The organism is Microbispora sp. KK1-11 (assembly GCF_006874435.1).
GTDB lineage: Bacteria > Actinomycetota > Actinomycetes > Streptosporangiales > Streptosporangiaceae > Microbispora > Microbispora catharanthi.
On sequence record NZ_VIRJ01000063.1, the window covers coordinates 1 to 16,395 of the forward strand.

Below are 16,395 nucleotides of genomic sequence, written 5' to 3' on the forward strand. Positions count from 1 at the left end.
CGAAGAACACGACGCCATCTACCAGGCCATCCGCGCCGGCGACCCCGAAGCAGCCGCCCACGCCGCCGCCACCCACATCGACAACACACTCGACGACTACCGCAGAGAGATCCAGCAGCGCCTGTTCTCCCCCTCCGGCTGATCCCTGCCGACGCCCGCACTCCGCGCTCCCTGCCGATGCCCGCACTCCGCGCTCCCTGCCGACGCCCGCACTCCATGCCGGCGCGGGTGCGGGGCTCAGACGCCGGCGTCGGCCGCGGAAGGTGTCGTCCCGCCCCAGAGACCGCTCGGTGAAGAGCCGCCGGTCACGGCGAGAAGCCGTCGTCCGGCGTGCTCCGGCCGGATGTTGGGACCCTTGGCGGCCCTGGTGTTCGGCCGGCGCGCGAATGTGTCGATCGCCTGCTCGTCGATCGTGATGCCGAGGCCCGGCGTGTCTCCGAGGACGAAGGCGCCGTTCTCGACGTACAGGTCGAGCGACATCCCGACCGGCGGGTACAGGTCCTGCAACTCGCTCGCCATGTGGTTCGGCACCGATGTCGCGGCGTGCAGCAGCGCGACCGGCGTGGTGCCGATCGGGCTGACCGGCAGGTCATGAGCGTGCGCCAGGGCGGACACCCGGAGGAAGTGGGTCACCCCCCAGACCGCGGCCGTCTGGACGATGTCGACTGCTCCCGCGGCCAGCAGCGGACGAAACTGCTCGAGCCCGGTCAGGTTCTCCCCCGAGGCGACGGAGGCGCGGATCCCCCGGCCGACCACGACCAGACCTTCGGCGTCCCACCGCCGGACCGGCTCTTCGATCCAGGTGAGGTCCAAAGTGCGCTCGAGCTCGCAGACGTGCCGGACCGCCTGCTTGCGAGTCCAGGCCTCGTTCACGTCGAGCATCAGGCCCGGCCGCAATCCCTGCCCGGCCTCGGTCAGGACATCCCGCACCAGCGTCAGGCGGTGCCGGTCGCGTTCGATGTCGAGGCCGCCCTTGAGCTTGGCCGCCCGCAGACCGTGCTGGGCGTAGACCTGATAGACGGAGACGAGCTCGTCGTCGGTCAGGCCGATGTCGAGGCCCGAGGCGTAGGCGGGAACCCGCCTGTCCCGTCCGCCCAGCAGACGCCAGAGCGGTTCACCGGCCGCCTGCGCCTTGATGTCCCACAGGGCGGTGTCGAGCGCGCCGATCGTGCCGAACACGACGCCCGCGTGCCCCGCCTTGAAGGTCTGCCGCAGCATCCGGTCGTAGAGCGCCGTCACGCCGCGCGGATCCTCACCCTCGATCGCGGCGAACACGGCGTCGATCTCCACGTGCGGCCCCAGGCCGACGCCGGTGATCCCCTCGTCGGTGTCCACCATGACGATCGGCGTCGAGACGACTCCGTCGGGAAAGACACCGTTGGCGTCACCGACGGGACGGCCCCATTCCTGGACCGTCGTCATGGTCCGATACCCCGTGATCCGCATGTCAGCCCTTCGTGGAACCGGCGGTGACGCCGTCGGCGATCTGGCGCTGGAGGAACAGATACAGCATCAGCACGGGTATCGCGGCGATCAGGACTCCCGAGGCGAAGGTGGGAATGTCGTCGGAGTACTGTCCGCGCAGCGAGTTCACGCCGATCATGAGGGTCCGGTGCTCGGGCGACGGCATCATCAGCAGGGAGATCAGCACATCGTTCCAGCAGAACAGGGTGTCGAGGATTCCTACGGAGAGCAGCGCCGGAACGCCCAGCGGGAGCATGATCCGCCGGTACACCCCGTACACCGTGTTTCCGTCGATCCTGGCCGCGTCGACGATCTCCGCCGGAATCGTCCTGTAGTGGCTCGTCATCAGGAAGACGGTGAACGGGAGGAACTGCGCGACGTAGGCCAGGATCAGTCCCGGGTAGGTGTCGACGAGCCCGCTGTCGGCCATGACCCTGGTGAGCGGCACCATGATCACCTGGAAGGGGATGAACAGCCCCGCGAGACAGCCCAGGAAGATCACCGAAGAGCCGCGGAACCGCAACTGGCTCAGCGCGAAGCCCGCCATCGACCCCAACAGCAGCAGCAGGGCCACGGCGAACGACACGACGATGAACGAGTTGGCGAAGTACCGCGCCATTCCGGCGCCGGCCCACGCCTCGGCGATGTTGTCCCAGCGCAGGGAATCCGTCGGGGAGAACCGGTCGAGGATGTAGTCGCGCCGGGTCTTCATCGCGACGTTCGTGGTGAAGACGAGAGGATAGATCGTCGCCAGCGCAAGAGCGGCCATCGGGACGGCGGCCACCCATCTGGCCAGACGCCTGCCGGGCATCAGTCCTGCCTCCCCGCGCGGCGGAGCAGAGTGATCTGCAGGAGCCCCACCACGAGCATGACGACGAAGAGAACCGTCGAGGCGGCCGAGGCGAGCGCCGGCCGGTTCATCTGTCCCTGCTGGTGCCAGATGTAGTACTCCGGCAGGTAGGTCGATCCCTCCGGTCCCCCGCTGGTCATGACGAAGAGCAGGCCGAACATGGACGTCAGCATCCCGATCATCGTGGTCACGAAGACGAACTGGATGGTGCGCGTCAGACTCGGGATGATCACGTGCCAGATGACCTGGCGGAGCGACGCGCCGTCCACGCGGGCGGCGTCCAGAAGCGAGGCGTCGAGGGTGCTGAATCCGGCGAGGAACACCACCAGGGCCATCCCGAACGTCGCCCAGACGTGCACGCCGACGACCGTGAACATGGAGATGCCCGGATCGCCGAGCCAGTCGACCGGGCCGACGCCGATCGCCCCGAGGGCGGCGTTCAGCGGGCCGTCGAACCCGAGCATGAGGTTGAAGATCGCACCGACGATCACCGGGGAGAGCACAGCCGGGAAGAAGTAGACGCTGCGGTAGACCCGGTGCCCCGGAACGCGCAGATAGATGAAGGTGGCGAGCAGGCCCGGAATCGCCACCGCCACGGGAAGCAGCAGCACCAGCAGCCCGACGTTGCGCAGCGAGGTGTGGAACAACGGGTCGCCGGCCAGCTCCAGGTAGTTGCTCAGGCCGACCGGGGTCCCGTTGAGCTCGCCGTCGCCCGTGAAGGAGAAGTTGACCCCCAGGACGAGCGGCCACAGCCGCAGCACCACGATGATCAGTACGGCCGGGGCCACCAGGACGTAGGGGGCGAGGCGTTCCGCGCGCGCCCCGCGGGAGGACGGCCGGATAGCCGCCCCCTTGCGAGGTCCCCCCTGCTTCGTCGTCGCTCCGCCGGCCCGTCCGGAGCCTGCCGGGCGGACCAACGGCGACGAACCACCGTGCGGCACGCGATCATCCCGCCCGGTCGGAGGCGGCCAGCTGCTCCACCGCCTTGTCCACCGTGGTCGACCCGCTCAGGAGCTGCTGGGACAGCCTTCCCATCAGGTCCAGGGTCTTGGAGGACAGCGCGACGTGCAGGGCGGGCTTGCCGGTTTTGATCTCGGACACGATCGCGGCGACGGCCGGGCCGGCCTGCGAGACGTCGATCGTCGTGTCGGACGCGATCGCACCGGCCTTGGAGTAGAACGCGGTCAAGGCGTCGGTCGAGGTCAGGGAGCGCACCAGATCGGCGGCCAGCCCCGGATCCTTCGTCCACTTCGCGACCGCGTAGCCGATGCCGCCGTCGTACGGAAGGCTCGGGGTGGCCCCGTCGGCGGCGACGGGGGCCTGCATGACGCCGATCTTGTCGGGCGGCAGGAACTCGCCGAAGTCCTTCCAGTGCCCGATGTCCGACATCAGCCCGATGATGTGGGCGGCCTTACCGGTCTCGAAGACTCTGAAGATGTCGGTGAACATCGCGGTGGAGTTGGCGCCCTTGTTGTTCAGCCCCTTGTCGTTGGCGTCCTTCCACAACTCGAAGATCCGCTTCACGTGGGGAGAGGTCCAGTCGCGCTTCCCGCCGATCCAGTCGTCGTACTCCTGCGGCGTCACGATGCCGGATCCGAGGCCCGACATGAAGAACTGGATCCCGAAGCCTTCCTTGTTGCCGAGCGCGAAGCACGACGCCCCTGTCGCCTTCTTGATGGCGGCGCAGTCGCCGGCGAACTCGTCCCATGTCTTGGGCGGGTTCGCCGGGTCGAGACCGGCCTTCTCGTAGAGCGCCTTGTTGTAGTAGATCGGGTGTCCCTGCAGGGTCACCGGCGCGGCGTAGATCTTGCCGTCCTTGCTGAACGCGTCCCAGCCCGCCAGCCGGCTCTTGTCCCCGGCCACGTACTGGTCCAGCGGAAGGAGCGCGTCGACCCGGTCACGGATCTGCCCGCCGCCGTTGAAGAGCATGACGTCGGGCCCCTTGTTGGACTGGATGGCCGTGCCCAGCAGGGTGTAGTACTGGTCGAACGGCTGGGCGACGAACTCGACGGTGACCCCGGGATGCCGCTTGGCGAAGTCGGCCTTCGCCTTCTCGATATAGTCCGCCGCGGTCGGTTCACTTGATTTCCAGTCCCAGACCACGAGCTTCTGCTGCTTCTGCTGAGAGTCTCCGGACGGGGACTCCGTCCGTGCCGCGCTCCCGCAGCCGGTCGCGGTCAGTCCCGCGACCATCACCGCCGACCACAAAGCTCTCTGCTTCATCGCTGCTCTCACTCTCCGAGAGCGGCCGGCGGACCCGGCCGTGTCCGGCGAAAGGTAACTCGTATGACGTCTGACGTCAATAGATGTCGCGTATACTGGCGCGGTGGCGCTCCTTGGCAAGGGCCACCGGAGGGGGATATGACGGCATCGCAGGAAACGGCCGGCGGTACCCCGGCGCCACCGGCCTGGGTACGACGCCCGGCCAGCCTCGCCCGAGCGGTGACCGCCGAGCTGGTGGAGCGGATCGTACGCGGCGTGCACCCGCCGGGGACGCCACTGCCCCCCGAGCCCGCGCTGTGCGAAGCCTTCTCCGTGAGCCGCACCGTCGTCAGGGAGGCCGTGAAAGTCCTGCAGGAGAAGGGGCTGGTGCAGGTCCGCCAAGGCGCCGGCACGATGGTGACCCCGCCCGCGATGTGGGACATGCTCGACGAGCTCGTCCTCGCCGCGACCATCGCCGAGGACGAGAGCCTGGCGATTCTCGACGACCTCGTCGTGACGCGGCGCGTGCTCGAGTCCGACATGGCGAACGTCGCCGCCCGCCTGGCCGGGCCGGATACGGTCGAGCGGCTGCGCGCGCTGGTGGACCAGATGGACGAGCTCGTGGACGACCACGTCACGTACGCGGAAAGCGACCGCGCCTTCCACGACACGATCATGCAGGCGTCGGGAAACCGCATCGCCCGAGGCGTCGTACGGGCACTGGAAAGCCAGGTCGTGAACACCGCCCGCTACATGGGCCGGACCGAGCGAGCGCTGTGTGTGGCGTCGAACCTGGGCCACCGGCGCATCTACGAACGCATCGCCGCCCACGATCCCGACGGCGCCTCCGAGGCCATGTTCAACCACATCACCGAGGCGTGGCTCGTCCGCCGCAGCGGACCGGCCGATCCCGTGCGGCTGCGGCGTTAGGCCGCGTCCCCGCGCTACCGCCCACCCCGCCCGGGCAGGGCTGGGGCGGCCGGCCGGCCTGACCGGCCGTTCGCGTCCTCCGGAACGATTCGCTCGCCGGACGGTGAAAGTTTCATCGCGGCATGTCGGTGGCGACCCCGGGGCGCTCCCCTGGTCAGACGCGGGAGCGACGGCTCGTCTCGGGCAAGGGCCCGGCTGCGACCGGCACCGCCGTGCGGTCATGCCGACTGCCTGAGCGACATCACCGCCCACGGCGCGAGTTCGACGTCGAGGTCGAGCACACCGGTGTCGGGCACGGTCAGCGTGAACCTGAGGAGCGAGTCGGCGACCCTGCTCAGGTGCTCGCTCTCGGCCCTGGACGGGTTGAGCGGGGACCCGAGCCGATACCAGGCTTCGGCGACGTTCCCGTGGTCCCAGTCCACGACCTCGACGAGGAACGTGGCGCCCGGCGTCAGACCGTCGATCGAGTGCCGGATCCGCCGGCTCGGCCCCATCTGGGCCAGCGCGCGTGTCGCCGCGTACGAGTTCTCCGACCGGAGACCCCGCATGGCCATGTCCTCGGGGTAGTTGAAGAACACCGCCGACACCGCCGACGTCCGGCTGTCCCGGGTCACGACCCCGTCGGACGTCGCGAGCAGCAGCCGATCGCCGAGCCTGTCCAGCATCGTGAACGCGTGGAACGTGGGCTTGTGGATCCCGGTCTCGTTCACAATGCCGAATCCGCCGTGAAACGGTCCGATTCCGGCGCCGCCCTCCTCGAACACGTCGGTGAAGGTCCAGTAGGAGATCGAGTCGGCGAGGGTGGCGCACTGCAGATACGACCGCGTGATGGAGGTCGCCGCGAACAGCGTGTCGTGGATGAAGTCACGCGATGACGGCGACGTCGACCACTCCGTGATGTGGATCTCCGCATCGGGGTACGGGCTGCTGCTCACGAGCTTGCGCAGCAGGGTCAGGTCGTCGAACGTGGCGTCGGCGTACCGGGTGATGTGCACCGCCTCGCCGTCGGCGGCGAACGCGAAGTCGGTGGGGTAGGTGTGCGTCGAGATGAAGTCGATCGGAAGCCCGCGCTCCGCGCACCAGGCGATGAAGTCATCGATCCACACCGGGCGCCAGTCGAGCGCGTCCACGTCGGATGCGGCGGCCGTCTCGTGCGTCGCGTCGCGGTCCTCGACTTCACCCTTGTAGCGGTCGTCGGGCACGAAGACGCTCGTCGCGGGCCCGCCCACCTTCAACGCGGGATCGATGTTCTTGATCGCCGTCACGGTCTGCTCGTAAAGCTCGAAGTACTCGGTCTTCGTCCCGGTCCAGAAGTGGGGAACCAGGTTCGGCTCGTTCCACACCTCGAATCGCCACTCCCGCACCTCGTCGAGGCCGTAGCGGTCGATCCAGTGCTCGACCGACCTCGTGACCAGCTCGACCCAGCGCGCCATGTCCCTGGGCGGGCTGCAGTGCGCGCCCCACCAGAACACCGTCTCCGTCTCCGTCGCCAGCTCGCGCGGCATGAAGCCCAGCTCGACGAATGGACGGACACCGCAGTCCAAAATGAAGTCGAACACCTTGTCCACATAGCTGAACGTGTACACCGGCTCGGCAAGGGGGGCGTTCGGCCCGAAACCGCCGCCGTAGCTCTCCCGGTACACGAACATGTCGTCATGAAAGACGCCGTGGAAGCGGATGTACTGGACTCCGCATGCGTCGGCGACCTCGGCGAACTGCCGTTGCCAGTCCGCGCGCAGTGCCTCGTTCGCCCGTCCGGCGCCGATACACCTGCTCCAGACGTGCGGGAACGCACTCTCGTCGCACAGCTTGCCGTCGATCCTCAACCGGGATTCGATCAAACCGTCGCTCGTCATGCCTCACTTCTCTTCACAGATGGTCACGGGTGGAAGATGGCCGGCCTCAGGTCGCTTCTAGCCCTTGATGGCGCCCAGCGCCAGACCTGACTGCCAGTACCGCTGCAGGCTGAGAAACGCGATGATCAACGGCACGATCGTCAGCAGCGCGGACGTGATCACAAGATTCTGGACGAGGATGGTTCCGAAAATATTTCGCAACTTGTTCGTTGCTGCCAGGACAGTAGGTGGTGTGTCCGTCCGGTGTCAACGGGTGAACAGGGCAGAAAGCCTGGCCGCACTTGACGGATAGGGCCCGTGGTAGATTTCGAAATAGTTTCGTAGCCCGAAGGGAGCCCTGATGCCACGGCGAGGTCGTTCCGAGCGAGCCACCTTGGCGGATGTCGCCCGATTGGCCGGTGTCTCGCCGACGACCGCGTCGAAGGTCCTCAACGGTCGCAGCGATGTGGGGCCGAAGACCCGTGAGCTCGTCCTCGGGGTCATGGCCGAGATCGGCTACAAGCCGACGGCGGCGCGTCACGACCAGACACGGGACCGAGCCCTCGTCACCATGCTCGACATCGTGGAGTCCCGTTATGCCGGGACGGTGCTCCAGGGGATACTCGTGGCCGCGACCTCCGCGCAGGCCGAGCTCCTCCTTCGCCTGCCGCCCGACGAGCCGATCAGCACGAACCGCACGGCGGCCCGTTCCTGGGTGGAGGAGCAGAAGGCGTCCGGCGTCGTCGGCGTCATCGCGCTCGCCGTCGCCGTGCCCGACGCGGTGCTCCTCGCCGCTGAGGAGCTCGAGGTGCCCGTCGTGACGATCGACCCGATCGATACGACCGAATCACGTGTCGTCAGCATCGGCGCCACCAACTGGGCAGGCGGTCGCTCGGCGACCGAGCACGTCATCAGGCTCGGCCACCGCAGGATCGCCTGGGTCGGCGGCCCGCTGGGCTCCGCCCCCTCGGTGGAACGCTTCCACGGGTATCAGGCCGCGCTCGACTCGGCCGGCATCACGCCGGACCGCACGCTGATCCGCCATGAGGCGTTCTCCGTCGAGGCGGGACTCCGGCACGGCCGTGAGATCCTCTCGCTCGACGAGCGGCCGACCGCCGTCGTCGCGGGCAACGACGAGATCGCCGCCGGCGTCCTCGCCGCGGCCAAGGAACTGCACATCACCGTGCCCGGCGAGCTGTCGGTCACCGGGTTCGACGACACGCCGCAGACCGAGTGGACCACGCCCCGGCTCACGTCCGTCCGGCAGCCCCTCGTCGGCATGGGCCGGATGGCCGTCGAGACCGTCCTCGGCATGGCGGACGGCGTCCAGCCCGCCTCCCGGCACCTCCAGCTCGCGACGACCCTCAGCGTCCGCGACTCGACGGGGCCCGTCCCGCCGTCCTGAGCCGCCGGGCTTCGGACAGTCGCAGAGCGACCACGACGAAGGCGGGCAGAGAAGCGTCAGAGGCCGACGTCGCGGCGCAGCAGGTCGTCGAGGCCCTCGCGGCGGACGACCAGCCGGGCCTTGCCCCGGCTCACGGCGACGACCGGCGGGCGCCCGGTCATGTTGTAGGTGGAGGCCATCGAGTGGTTGTAGGCACCGGTGGCGGCGACGGCGAGCACGTCTCCGGGGCGGATGTCGGCGGGGAGCGCGACAGCCTCGGCCAGCGTGTCCCCGCTCTCGCAGTGGTGGCCGACCACGGTGAAGTCGCGCTCGCCCTCGTGCGTCGCCCGGCCGATCATGCGCATCTCGTACCGCGAGCCGTACATCGCGGGCCGGGGATTGTCGCTCATGCCTCCGTCGACCGCGACGTACGTGCGGCGCAGCCCCTTCTTGACCGCGATCACCCGATAGAGCGTCACGCCGGCGGGCCCGGCGACGGCCCGTCCGGGTTCGACGGTCAGCCGCGGCGCCGGCAGGCCGATGCCGGCACAGCGCCTCTCGACGGCCGCGGCCAGCGAGCTGAGCCGGGAGGGAGCCAGGCCGGTCTGCCCGCTCGCGTACGCGATCGCGTGACCGCCGCCGAGGTCGAGCTGGGGCAGCGTCACTCCGTGCGCGTCGCGGATGCGCGCGAGCTGCTCCACCAGCACACGCGCGCTCTGCTCGTACGGCTCGGCGGCGGCGATCTGAGATCCCAGGTGGCAGTGCAGGCCCACCAGCTCCAGGCGCGGCTGGCGGAGGATCCGGTTCACCGCCTCCCTCGCCCCACCGGCCGCGATCGACAGCCCGAACTTGTGGTCCTCCCCGCCCGTGCGGATGGCGGCGTGCGCCCCGGCTTCGATGTCGGGAATCACCCGCACCAGCACCTTCTGCCGCATCCCCGCGGGGACGAGCGCGGCGAGGCGGTTGATCTCGGTGAGATCGTCGACGACGACGCGGCCGACACGCTCGTCCACCGCGGCGCGCAACTCCGCCGGGGTCTTGGCGTTGCCGTGGAGGATGATCCGGTCGGCCGGGAAGCCGGCGGCCCTCGCCACGGCCAGCTCACCGGCAGAGCACACGTCGAGGGCGAGCCCCTCGGACCGGACCCAGGCGGCCATGGCCCGGCACCAGAACGCCTTGGCGGCGTACGCGACCTCGGCCTGGGGCAGCGCGGCGCGGTAGGCGCGGCAGCGCAGACGCACGTCCGCCTCGTCCATGACGTACGCCGGGGTGCCGAAGCGCCCGGCCACCTCCATCAGGTCGACGCCGCCGACCTCCGCACGCCCGCCGGCGTCGAAGCGAGCGGTGGCCGGCCAGGGGCCGTCGGCCGTCTCCGTCGTACGCGGAGGCGTGGTCAGCAGGCTCATCTCGTTCTTCTCTCCGCCAGGAGCGCCCGGCCGAGTCCGGTGACCGTACGGGTCACGATCTGGGTGCAGGTGGTGTCGGCGCCCGCGTCGCGGAGCGTCGCCACCGCCAGTGCGAGGTCGTCCATGCTCCGGCAGGCCACCCGTAACTGGTCGTCGTCGCTAACAGCCAGAAAAGGGGACACACAGCACACTAAGCACGGGTCAGCCCATGGACGGGCGGCCCTGACGCGATTCCTACGGCGGACCCGCCGAACCTGACGCCCGATTGACATCCGCCGCACCCTCACGGCCCCGTCGTCACGTTTGGTGATCGAACGACTTCCGCTCTTGACGTGTTCTTGACGCCCTGTCTCCTCTGATGGCGGTGATCCCGCCATTAGTGTGCATGCGTTGCTTTACGCGTTCTTGATGCCGGAGGTGTCCAGGTTGGGGCGTTCTGTCGCCACGCCGACGGGTCCGGTGCGCGCCTGGTTGCTCGAGGGTCTCCAGACCGATCGCAAGGAGATCGAGCACGGGCCGCACGCGAAGCACCCGTGGTGGCGGGTGATGTGCCTGACGGGTGTGGACTATTTCTCCACGCTCGGCTACCAGCCGGGGATCGCGGCGCTCGCGGCCGGGTTCCTGTCTCCGCTTGCCACGGTCTTCCTGGTCGCGCTCACGCTGCTGGGCGCGCTGCCGGTCTACCGCCGGGTGGCCGCCGAGAGCCCGTACGGCCAGGGCTCGATCGCGATGCTGGAGAAGCTGGCGCCGCAGTGGTGGGGCAAGCTGTTCGTCCTGGCCCTGCTCGGGTTCGCGGCCACCGATTTCGTCATCACCATGACGCTGTCGGCCGCCGACGCCACCGCGCACATCCTGGAGAACCCGTTCGCGCCGCACTGGATCGAGGGGCAGCGGGTGCCCGTCACACTGTTCCTGCTGGCCCTGCTCGGCGGGGTGTTCCTGATGGGCTTCACCGAGGCGATCGGCATCGCGGCGATCCTCGTCCTCGTCTACCTCGGGCTCAACGCCGTCGTCGTGGTCACCTCGATCATCCACGTGCTCCAGGCGCCTCAGGTGGTCGTCGACTGGACGCACACGCTGACCGCCGGCTACAGCGGCCCACTGGCCATGATCGGTTTGTCGCTGCTGGTGATGCCGAAGCTCGCGCTGGGCATGTCGGGATTCGAGACGGGCGTCGCCGTGATGCCGGTCGTCAGGGGCGACGTACGGGAGCGGATCAAGGGAACCAAGCGGCTGCTCACCGTGGCCGCGCTCGTCATGAGCGTCTTCCTGATCTTCTCCAGTTTCGTCACGACCACGCTGATCCCGCACGAGGAGTTCGAGGAGGGTGGCAAGGCGAGCGGCCGTGCGCTGGCCTATCTGGCGCACAAGTTCCTCGGCGAGTGGTTCGGCAGCGTGTACGACGTCTCCACGATCGCGATCCTGTGGTTCGCGGGCGCCTCGGCGATGGCGGGCCTGATCAACCTGGTGCCGCGCTATCTCCCCCGGTACGGCATGGCGCCCGAATGGACCGGCGCGGTGCGGCCCCTGGTGCTCGTCTTCGCGGCGATCGCGTTCGCCATCACGATCATCTTCGGCGCCGACGTGGACGCCCAGGGCGGCGCCTACGCCACAGGGGTGCTGGTGCTGATGCTGTCGGCGGCGGTCGCGGTGACGCTTTCTGCGTTCAGGAAGGGCCAGACGGCCGCCTCGATCGGCTTCGGGCTGATCGCGGCGGTCCTCGCCTACACGCTGGTCGACAACGTGGTCGAGCGGCCGGACGGCGTGAAGATCGCTTCCTTCTTCATCGCCGCGATCATCATCACCTCGGTCATCTCCCGAGCCACCCGCTCCACGGAACTACGGGTCACCGAGGTCGACCTGGACCCCTTGGCCGAGCAGTGGGTGAACCAGGCCGGCGGCCTGATCCACCTGATCGCCAACGAGCCCCATCAACGTGACCAGGACGAGTACAACGACAAGCTCCGCGAGCAGTGGATCAACCACCGGCTGCGCAGCGACGAGCCGGTGATGTTCGTCGAGGTCACCGTGCCGGACGCCTCGGAGTTCGAGACGGAACTACACGTTCGGGGCGAGGAGCGCTACGGGCACAGGATCCTGCGGATCGAGAGCTCGGCCGTGCCGAACTCGCTGGCCGCGCTCCTGCTCCACCTCCGCGACCGCACCGGTGCGGTGCCGCACATCTACTTCCACTGGGCCGAAGGCAACCCCGTGCTCGCCATGCTGCGCTACCTGGTGTTCGGCGGCGGCGACGTGCCCCCGCTCACCCGCGAGGTGCTGCGCAAGGCGGAGCCGGACATCGAGCGCAGACCCCACGTCCACGTCGGCTAGCAGTGCTGGTCACCTCCGACGGCGCCTGCCCGTTCCGGACGGTAGGTGAATGCCCGGTCAGGGGGCGACGGCGCGGGCGACGCACTCGCGCAGGAGGGCCCGGCGGCGGTCGTGGTCGGTGGCGGGCTCATCCGCGGTTGCGGTGTAGAAGCCGCTGGCCGGGGACCAGGCACAGGCCATGGCGATGACCAGGGCGATCAGGTCGAGGGGATCGCCCTGGCGGAGCCGTCCGGCGGCCTGGGCGGCGGCGATGGCGGTGAGTTTCGGTTCGTCGTCGGGGGTGTCGGTGAGGCGTCCTGCCGGGCGTCGTTCCAGCCGCAGCCAGGCCATGAGGCGGACCAGTTCGGGATGCCGCAGGTTCTCGTCGTACATTCCCACGGCCCAGCCGGGCAGGTCCTCGGCGTCGAAGGCGACGGCGCTCATGAGCCGATCGGCGTGGTCGGCGATCACCGCGTCGAACAAGCCGTCCTTACTGCCGAAGTAGCCGTACACCTGGGCTTTGTTGGTGCGCGCGGTGGCGGTGATGCGGTCGATCCTGGCGCCGGCGATGCCTCGCTGTGCGAACTCCTCGGTGGCCGCGTCCAGAATCCGGCGCCTGGTCGCGGCGCCCTTCGGTGTGGTCGGCAGCTCGGGCATGACCTCAGCTTAACAGACAGACTAGTTGGTTTGCTTCGCGATCGAGCGTGACTTACGCTCCAAACAGACCGAATAGTCTGTTTGGAGGATTCATGCGTACCACCACCGGCTGGATGAGCACTGAGGGCACCACCGCGCTGCGACGCGTCCGTATCGAGCGCCGCGACCTGCGCGATGACGACCTCGCGGTCCGCGTCGACTACTGCGGCGTGTGCCACAGCGACCTGCACCGGATCGGCGGCCTTCTCGGCGAGGGCGCTCTGGTCCCCGGCCACGAGTTCACCGGCACGGTCACCGCCGTCGGCGCCGCGGTGACCGCGTTCTCGGTGGGCGACCGGGTCGCGGTCGGGACCGTCGTCGACTCGTGCGGGGTCTGCGAGATGTGCCGGATCGGACAGGAGAACTTCTGCTACGAGGGCCCCGTCACCACCTACGGTGGGACCGACCGCGTCGACGGCACCAGGACCCAGGGCGGCTACAGCCGCGAGTACGTGGTGCGCGACCAGTTCGCCTACCACCTGCCAGACGGGCTCGACCAGGCCGCCGCCGCCCCGCTGATGTGCGCCGGGATCACCGTCTGGGAGCCCCTGCGCACGGCCGGGATCGGGCCCGGGAGCCGGGTCGCCGTGGCCGGCCTCGGCGGGCTGGGGCACCTGGGGGTGAAGCTGGCCGCCGAGCTGGGCGCCGAGGTCACCGCGCAGACCCAGCGGGCACGCGGCAGGTTCGACCTCATCCTGGACACCATCCCCGTCGCGCACGACCTGTCCCCGCTGCTGCGCATGGCGGCCCTGGACGGCACCCTCGCCCTGCTCGGCTACCCCCTGGAGCAGGCGGTCCGGATCCTCGACCTGGTCCAGGGCCGCAAGAAGCTGACCTCCTCGGGCACCGGCGGCCGCCGCCACACCGCCGAACTGCTGGACTTCTGCGCCGGCCACGCCATCACGGCCGACGTCGAGGTACTGCCCTCGGCGCGCGTCCAGGAGGCACTCGACCGCCTCAGCCGCGGCGACGTCCGCTACCGCTTCGTGCTCGACCTGTCCGACCTCGGCCAGCCCGCCGACGGATGAACCGTGGATACCTCAGAGCATGGCGGCGACCGAGTCGGCTATCGACGAACTCACCCGCAAGCGCATGCGGCAGGCAACCGTGTCGTTCGCCGGCGCAACGCCCGGGCGAGGACGGCGCCGCGCTGGTTCCGCAACAGCCGCTGCCACGCGTGCCCGGGTTCGACTTCGGCGATCAGGACGAAGACGTGTGGCTCGGAGGGAACGCGGAGGTGAGCGCCGCGACCTCCGCGGCCACCGAGACGGCCACGTCGAGCACGTAGTCGACGATCAGGCTCGCCCCGGCGACCAGCGCCGCCCGGCGTCCGAGACAGGTCGTCGCCATGCCGTACGCGCCGCCGCCCTCGGGAAAGGCGGCGATGACCTGGCGGTAGGAGAAGGTCAGCACGGCCGGCAGCCCGGGATGGTCAGGGTGACGCTTGATGCGCGTCGCCCGGTGCCGTTTCCGCGGCTCGTTCCTCGCCGTACCGCAGGTCCTGCCGGTCGAGGTCGCGCCGGAGACCGCAGGGGTGCTCCTCTCCGGCGGAAAGCGGGTTCCCGGTCGTCGGCGGCTGCTCGAACTGGTCATCTTGGTCGGTGAGGCCCTGTTGGAGGATGCACATCACGCGGTCCTGGAGATCGGCCGGCTCAGCGTGCCGGCGGGGTCGATCACGATGCCGGTTACGCCGAGATCATTGATCATGCTCCGCAGCGCGGGCTCACTCAGCCGGATCCAGCCCTGGTCGCTGCCCAGCACCTTCGTCAGTCGGAGCGCCGAGGTGAAGGCCACGGCCGTCCGCTTGCCCGCGGCCGTCCTGAACAGACGTAGCGCCAGAGAGAACGAACTGCGGCGAACCGGCACATATAACGGATCTTCGAGCATGTCATGCCTTCCAGAGGACTCTACGAAGGCGACGTTAGATCCCACGCGACCAGCGGGAACGCCATCGCTACGGAATCCCGACGCCGTGCCGCGGAAAGCTGACGCGACGTTGACGGATCGCCGCGACCCGGGGCGTGTCTTCGGGCGACAGCGCGGCCCTCTTCACCGGCCGGCCAATGCACCGAGCTGGGGCCGATGCGTGGACCACCACGCAGGACGGGTAGGTGTAGGGCGTTGACCTGCGTGAACAACCTGCGTCAACGCAGAAGGGCGGGAGGTGCTGCAGCGATGGGTGGCTGCGTGAGGCATCTCGACGCGGATCGCGTCGCGTTTCCGGCGGCGCTGGTGGCGCCGCTGGCCATCACGGGAGCGCTGGTGCCCTTTCGCGACAGCGTGCCCAATACCAGCGTCGCGCTCGTCCTGGTCGTGATCGTGGTGGCGGTCGCCGCCCTGGGCAACCGCCTTGCCGGCGCACTGGCGGCGATATGGGCCGCGGTGTGGTTCAACTTCTTCTTCACCCGGCCCTACGAGCGCTTCACCATCACCAGGCCTGCTGACGTTCAGATCGCGCTGTTGCTACTTGTCGTGGGCCTGGCGGTCTCACAACTGGCCGCCCGCGCCCGGCGGCTGCGGGTGGTGGCCATCACCGACGCCGACTATCTGGCCCGCATCCACGACACCGCCACGCTGGCGCAGAGCGCCAAGGCGCCGGGAACAGTGGTCGATCACGTCACCGCCCAGCTCACCGAGGTGCTGCACCTGCGCGGCTGCCGTTTCGAGTACGGCACGTTGATCGGCCACCCGCCCAGGCTGGAGCAAGACGGCAGCGTGACCTGGGGCCGCAAACGCTGGGACGCCGACCACCTGGGCCTGCCCGACACGGAAGTCGAGCTGCGCACGTTCGGCAACGGCCGCTTCTACGGCCGGTTCATGCTCGACCCCACCCCGGGGACGATCCCGCCGTTGCAGGCGCGTCTGGTCGCGGTCACCTTGGCCGACCAGGCGGGGTCGGCGTTGGACACCGCCGCAAGCGACGCGGGGGCATGACCGCCTGCTCAGGTGAGGTGAAGAGGGACCGGCAGGCGCAGCCGGCAGATGACGGCATCGGTGTCGCGGCGGATGGCCCGGTCAGGGCGGCGCCGCGCTGTTTGTGCAGCAGCCGCGGCCACGGCATGCCTCCGCCCGCGTAGGGACCGCGTAGATGTGGGAACTTTCTCACGTCGCGGCCGCTGCCATGCTGAGCGGTGATCAAGCGCGCATTCTGCATGAGGTGCTGGACGCGAGCGCATTGGGATGCCAGGAGTTAGGTCCTGTTTCTCGGATTTCCTGACGTGATCACGGTGTGGCTTCCACCCTGGTCGGTGTGGGAGGCCGAGGGGACTTAACCAACGCGGAGTGGGAGCGGCTGAAGCCGTTGCTCCCACCCGCGGG

17 protein-coding genes are annotated in these 16,395 nt (G+C 69.2%); 6 read left to right on the top strand and 11 right to left on the bottom strand.

What is annotated here, in order from left to right; all coding sequences use genetic code 11:
- Positions 1 to 142, top strand: a 142-nt coding sequence (locus FLW16_RS46410) for an FCD domain-containing protein (protein WP_142566613.1), incomplete at its 5' end; no start/stop codon positions are given.
- Positions 143 to 237: 95 nt separating this feature from the next.
- Here FLW16_RS46410 and FLW16_RS42220 read toward each other — a convergent pair.
- The 4 genes from FLW16_RS42220 to FLW16_RS42235 all read right to left on the bottom strand — a co-directional run bounded on the left by FLW16_RS42220 (position 238) and on the right by FLW16_RS42235 (position 4,537).
- Complete coding sequence (locus FLW16_RS42220; protein WP_221891581.1) at positions 238 to 1,422, bottom strand: mandelate racemase/muconate lactonizing enzyme family protein; 1,185 nt, start codon at positions 1,420 to 1,422, stop codon at positions 238 to 240.
- A 25-nt stretch (positions 1,423 to 1,447) separates the two neighbouring features.
- Positions 1,448 to 2,275 (bottom strand): carbohydrate ABC transporter permease, encoded by an 828-nt coding sequence (locus tag FLW16_RS42225; RefSeq protein WP_142566615.1) that lies wholly within the window; start codon positions 2,273 to 2,275, stop codon positions 1,448 to 1,450.
- On the bottom strand, positions 2,275 to 3,102 hold the full coding sequence (locus FLW16_RS42230) for a carbohydrate ABC transporter permease (protein ID WP_221891582.1): 828 nt from the start codon (positions 3,100 to 3,102) through the stop codon (positions 2,275 to 2,277). The genes FLW16_RS42225 and FLW16_RS42230 overlap by 1 nt, the downstream gene beginning before the upstream one ends.
- Positions 3,103 to 3,259: 157 nt before the next feature.
- The gene (locus FLW16_RS42235) at positions 3,260 to 4,537 is read right to left on the bottom strand and encodes an ABC transporter substrate-binding protein (protein WP_142566616.1); all 1,278 of its coding nucleotides are present in this window, start codon (positions 4,535 to 4,537) and stop codon (positions 3,260 to 3,262) included.
- Between the two features lie 219 nt (positions 4,538 to 4,756).
- Here FLW16_RS42235 and FLW16_RS42240 point away from each other — a divergent pair, with 219 nt between their 5' ends.
- Positions 4,757 to 5,446 (top strand): FadR/GntR family transcriptional regulator, encoded by a 690-nt coding sequence (locus FLW16_RS42240; protein ID WP_221891583.1) that lies wholly within the window; start codon positions 4,757 to 4,759, stop codon positions 5,444 to 5,446.
- A 218-nt stretch (positions 5,447 to 5,664) separates the two neighbouring features.
- On the opposite strand, the gene FLW16_RS42245 is transcribed toward FLW16_RS42240, so the two are convergent.
- Together FLW16_RS42245 and FLW16_RS42250 are read right to left on the bottom strand one after the other, a co-directional pair.
- On the bottom strand, positions 5,665 to 7,302 hold the full coding sequence (locus FLW16_RS42245; RefSeq protein WP_142566618.1) for a GH39 family glycosyl hydrolase: 1,638 nt from the start codon (positions 7,300 to 7,302) through the stop codon (positions 5,665 to 5,667).
- A gap of 57 nt (positions 7,303 to 7,359) precedes the next feature.
- A complete protein-coding gene (locus FLW16_RS42250) occupies positions 7,360 to 7,503 on the bottom strand; it encodes a hypothetical protein (protein ID WP_221891584.1) in 144 nt (47 codons plus the stop codon).
- 172 nt (positions 7,504 to 7,675) lie between these two features.
- Here FLW16_RS42250 and FLW16_RS42255 point away from each other — a divergent pair, with 172 nt between their 5' ends.
- A complete protein-coding gene (locus tag FLW16_RS42255; RefSeq protein ID WP_260616191.1) occupies positions 7,676 to 8,686 on the top strand; it encodes a LacI family DNA-binding transcriptional regulator in 1,011 nt (336 codons plus the stop codon).
- Between the two features lie 56 nt (positions 8,687 to 8,742).
- Here the strand turns inward: FLW16_RS42255 and lysA are convergent, their stop codons facing one another.
- Positions 8,743 to 10,071, bottom strand: coding sequence for a diaminopimelate decarboxylase (lysA, locus tag FLW16_RS42260; RefSeq protein ID WP_142566620.1), 1,329 nt, complete (start codon positions 10,069 to 10,071; stop codon positions 8,743 to 8,745).
- Entirely contained in the window at positions 10,068 to 10,196 is a 129-nt protein-coding gene (locus FLW16_RS45805) for a hypothetical protein (RefSeq protein WP_260616192.1), read from the bottom strand. Before FLW16_RS45805 ends, lysA begins: the two co-directional genes overlap by 4 nt.
- A 292-nt stretch (positions 10,197 to 10,488) precedes the next feature.
- On the opposite strand from FLW16_RS45805, the gene FLW16_RS42265 reads away from it, so the two are divergent.
- Entirely contained in the window at positions 10,489 to 12,402 is a 1,914-nt protein-coding gene (locus FLW16_RS42265; protein WP_396687242.1) for an amino acid transporter, read from the top strand.
- Between the two features lie 57 nt (positions 12,403 to 12,459).
- Here the strand turns inward: FLW16_RS42265 and FLW16_RS42270 are convergent, their stop codons facing one another.
- Positions 12,460 to 13,038: a TetR family transcriptional regulator gene (locus FLW16_RS42270; RefSeq protein WP_142566622.1), complete on the bottom strand. Its 579-nt coding sequence runs from the start codon at positions 13,036 to 13,038 to the stop codon at positions 12,460 to 12,462.
- A gap of 92 nt (positions 13,039 to 13,130) precedes the next feature.
- Between FLW16_RS42270 and FLW16_RS42275 the strand changes: the two genes are divergently transcribed.
- Positions 13,131 to 14,105, top strand: coding sequence for an NAD(P)-dependent alcohol dehydrogenase (locus FLW16_RS42275; protein ID WP_142566623.1), 975 nt, complete (start codon positions 13,131 to 13,133; stop codon positions 14,103 to 14,105).
- Between the two features lie 172 nt (positions 14,106 to 14,277).
- Here FLW16_RS42275 and FLW16_RS42280 read toward each other — a convergent pair whose 3' ends face one another.
- Positions 14,278 to 14,490, bottom strand: a complete 213-nt coding sequence (locus FLW16_RS42280) for a hypothetical protein (RefSeq protein WP_221891585.1) — start codon at positions 14,488 to 14,490, stop codon at positions 14,278 to 14,280.
- Positions 14,491 to 14,703: 213 nt separating this feature from the next.
- The gene (locus FLW16_RS42290; RefSeq protein WP_142566625.1) at positions 14,704 to 14,964 is read right to left on the bottom strand and encodes an SAV_915 family protein; all 261 of its coding nucleotides are present in this window, start codon (positions 14,962 to 14,964) and stop codon (positions 14,704 to 14,706) included.
- A 300-nt stretch (positions 14,965 to 15,264) separates the two neighbouring features.
- Here FLW16_RS42290 and FLW16_RS42295 point away from each other — a divergent pair, with 300 nt between their 5' ends.
- Positions 15,265 to 16,011: a DUF4118 domain-containing protein gene (locus FLW16_RS42295; RefSeq protein WP_260616194.1), complete on the top strand. Its 747-nt coding sequence runs from the start codon at positions 15,265 to 15,267 to the stop codon at positions 16,009 to 16,011.
- Positions 16,012 to 16,395 lie beyond the last annotated feature (384 nt).

Excerpts from the sequence above, each read along its gene's own strand:
- FLW16_RS42220 (WP_221891581.1), bottom strand. The coding sequence starts at position 1,422 with ATGACGACGGTCCAGGAATGGGGCCGTCCCGTCGGTGACGCCAACGGT.
- FLW16_RS42225 (WP_142566615.1), bottom strand. The coding sequence starts at position 2,275 with ATGCCCGGCAGGCGTCTGGCCAGATGGGTGGCCGCCGTCCCGATGGCC.
- FLW16_RS42235 (WP_142566616.1), bottom strand. The coding sequence starts at position 4,537 with ATGAAGCAGAGAGCTTTGTGGTCGGCGGTGATGGTCGCGGGACTGACC.
- FLW16_RS42245 (WP_142566618.1), bottom strand. The coding sequence starts at position 7,302 with ATGACGAGCGACGGTTTGATCGAATCCCGGTTGAGGATCGACGGCAAG.
- lysA (WP_142566620.1), bottom strand. The coding sequence starts at position 10,071 with ATGAGCCTGCTGACCACGCCTCCGCGTACGACGGAGACGGCCGACGGC.
- FLW16_RS45805 (WP_260616192.1), bottom strand. The coding sequence starts at position 10,196 with ATGGACGACCTCGCACTGGCGGTGGCGACGCTCCGCGACGCGGGCGCC.
- FLW16_RS42270 (WP_142566622.1), bottom strand. The coding sequence starts at position 13,038 with ATGCCCGAGCTGCCGACCACACCGAAGGGCGCCGCGACCAGGCGCCGG.
- FLW16_RS42275 (WP_142566623.1), top strand. The coding sequence starts at position 13,131 with ATGCGTACCACCACCGGCTGGATGAGCACTGAGGGCACCACCGCGCTG.
- FLW16_RS42290 (WP_142566625.1), bottom strand. The coding sequence starts at position 14,964 with ATGCTCGAAGATCCGTTATATGTGCCGGTTCGCCGCAGTTCGTTCTCT.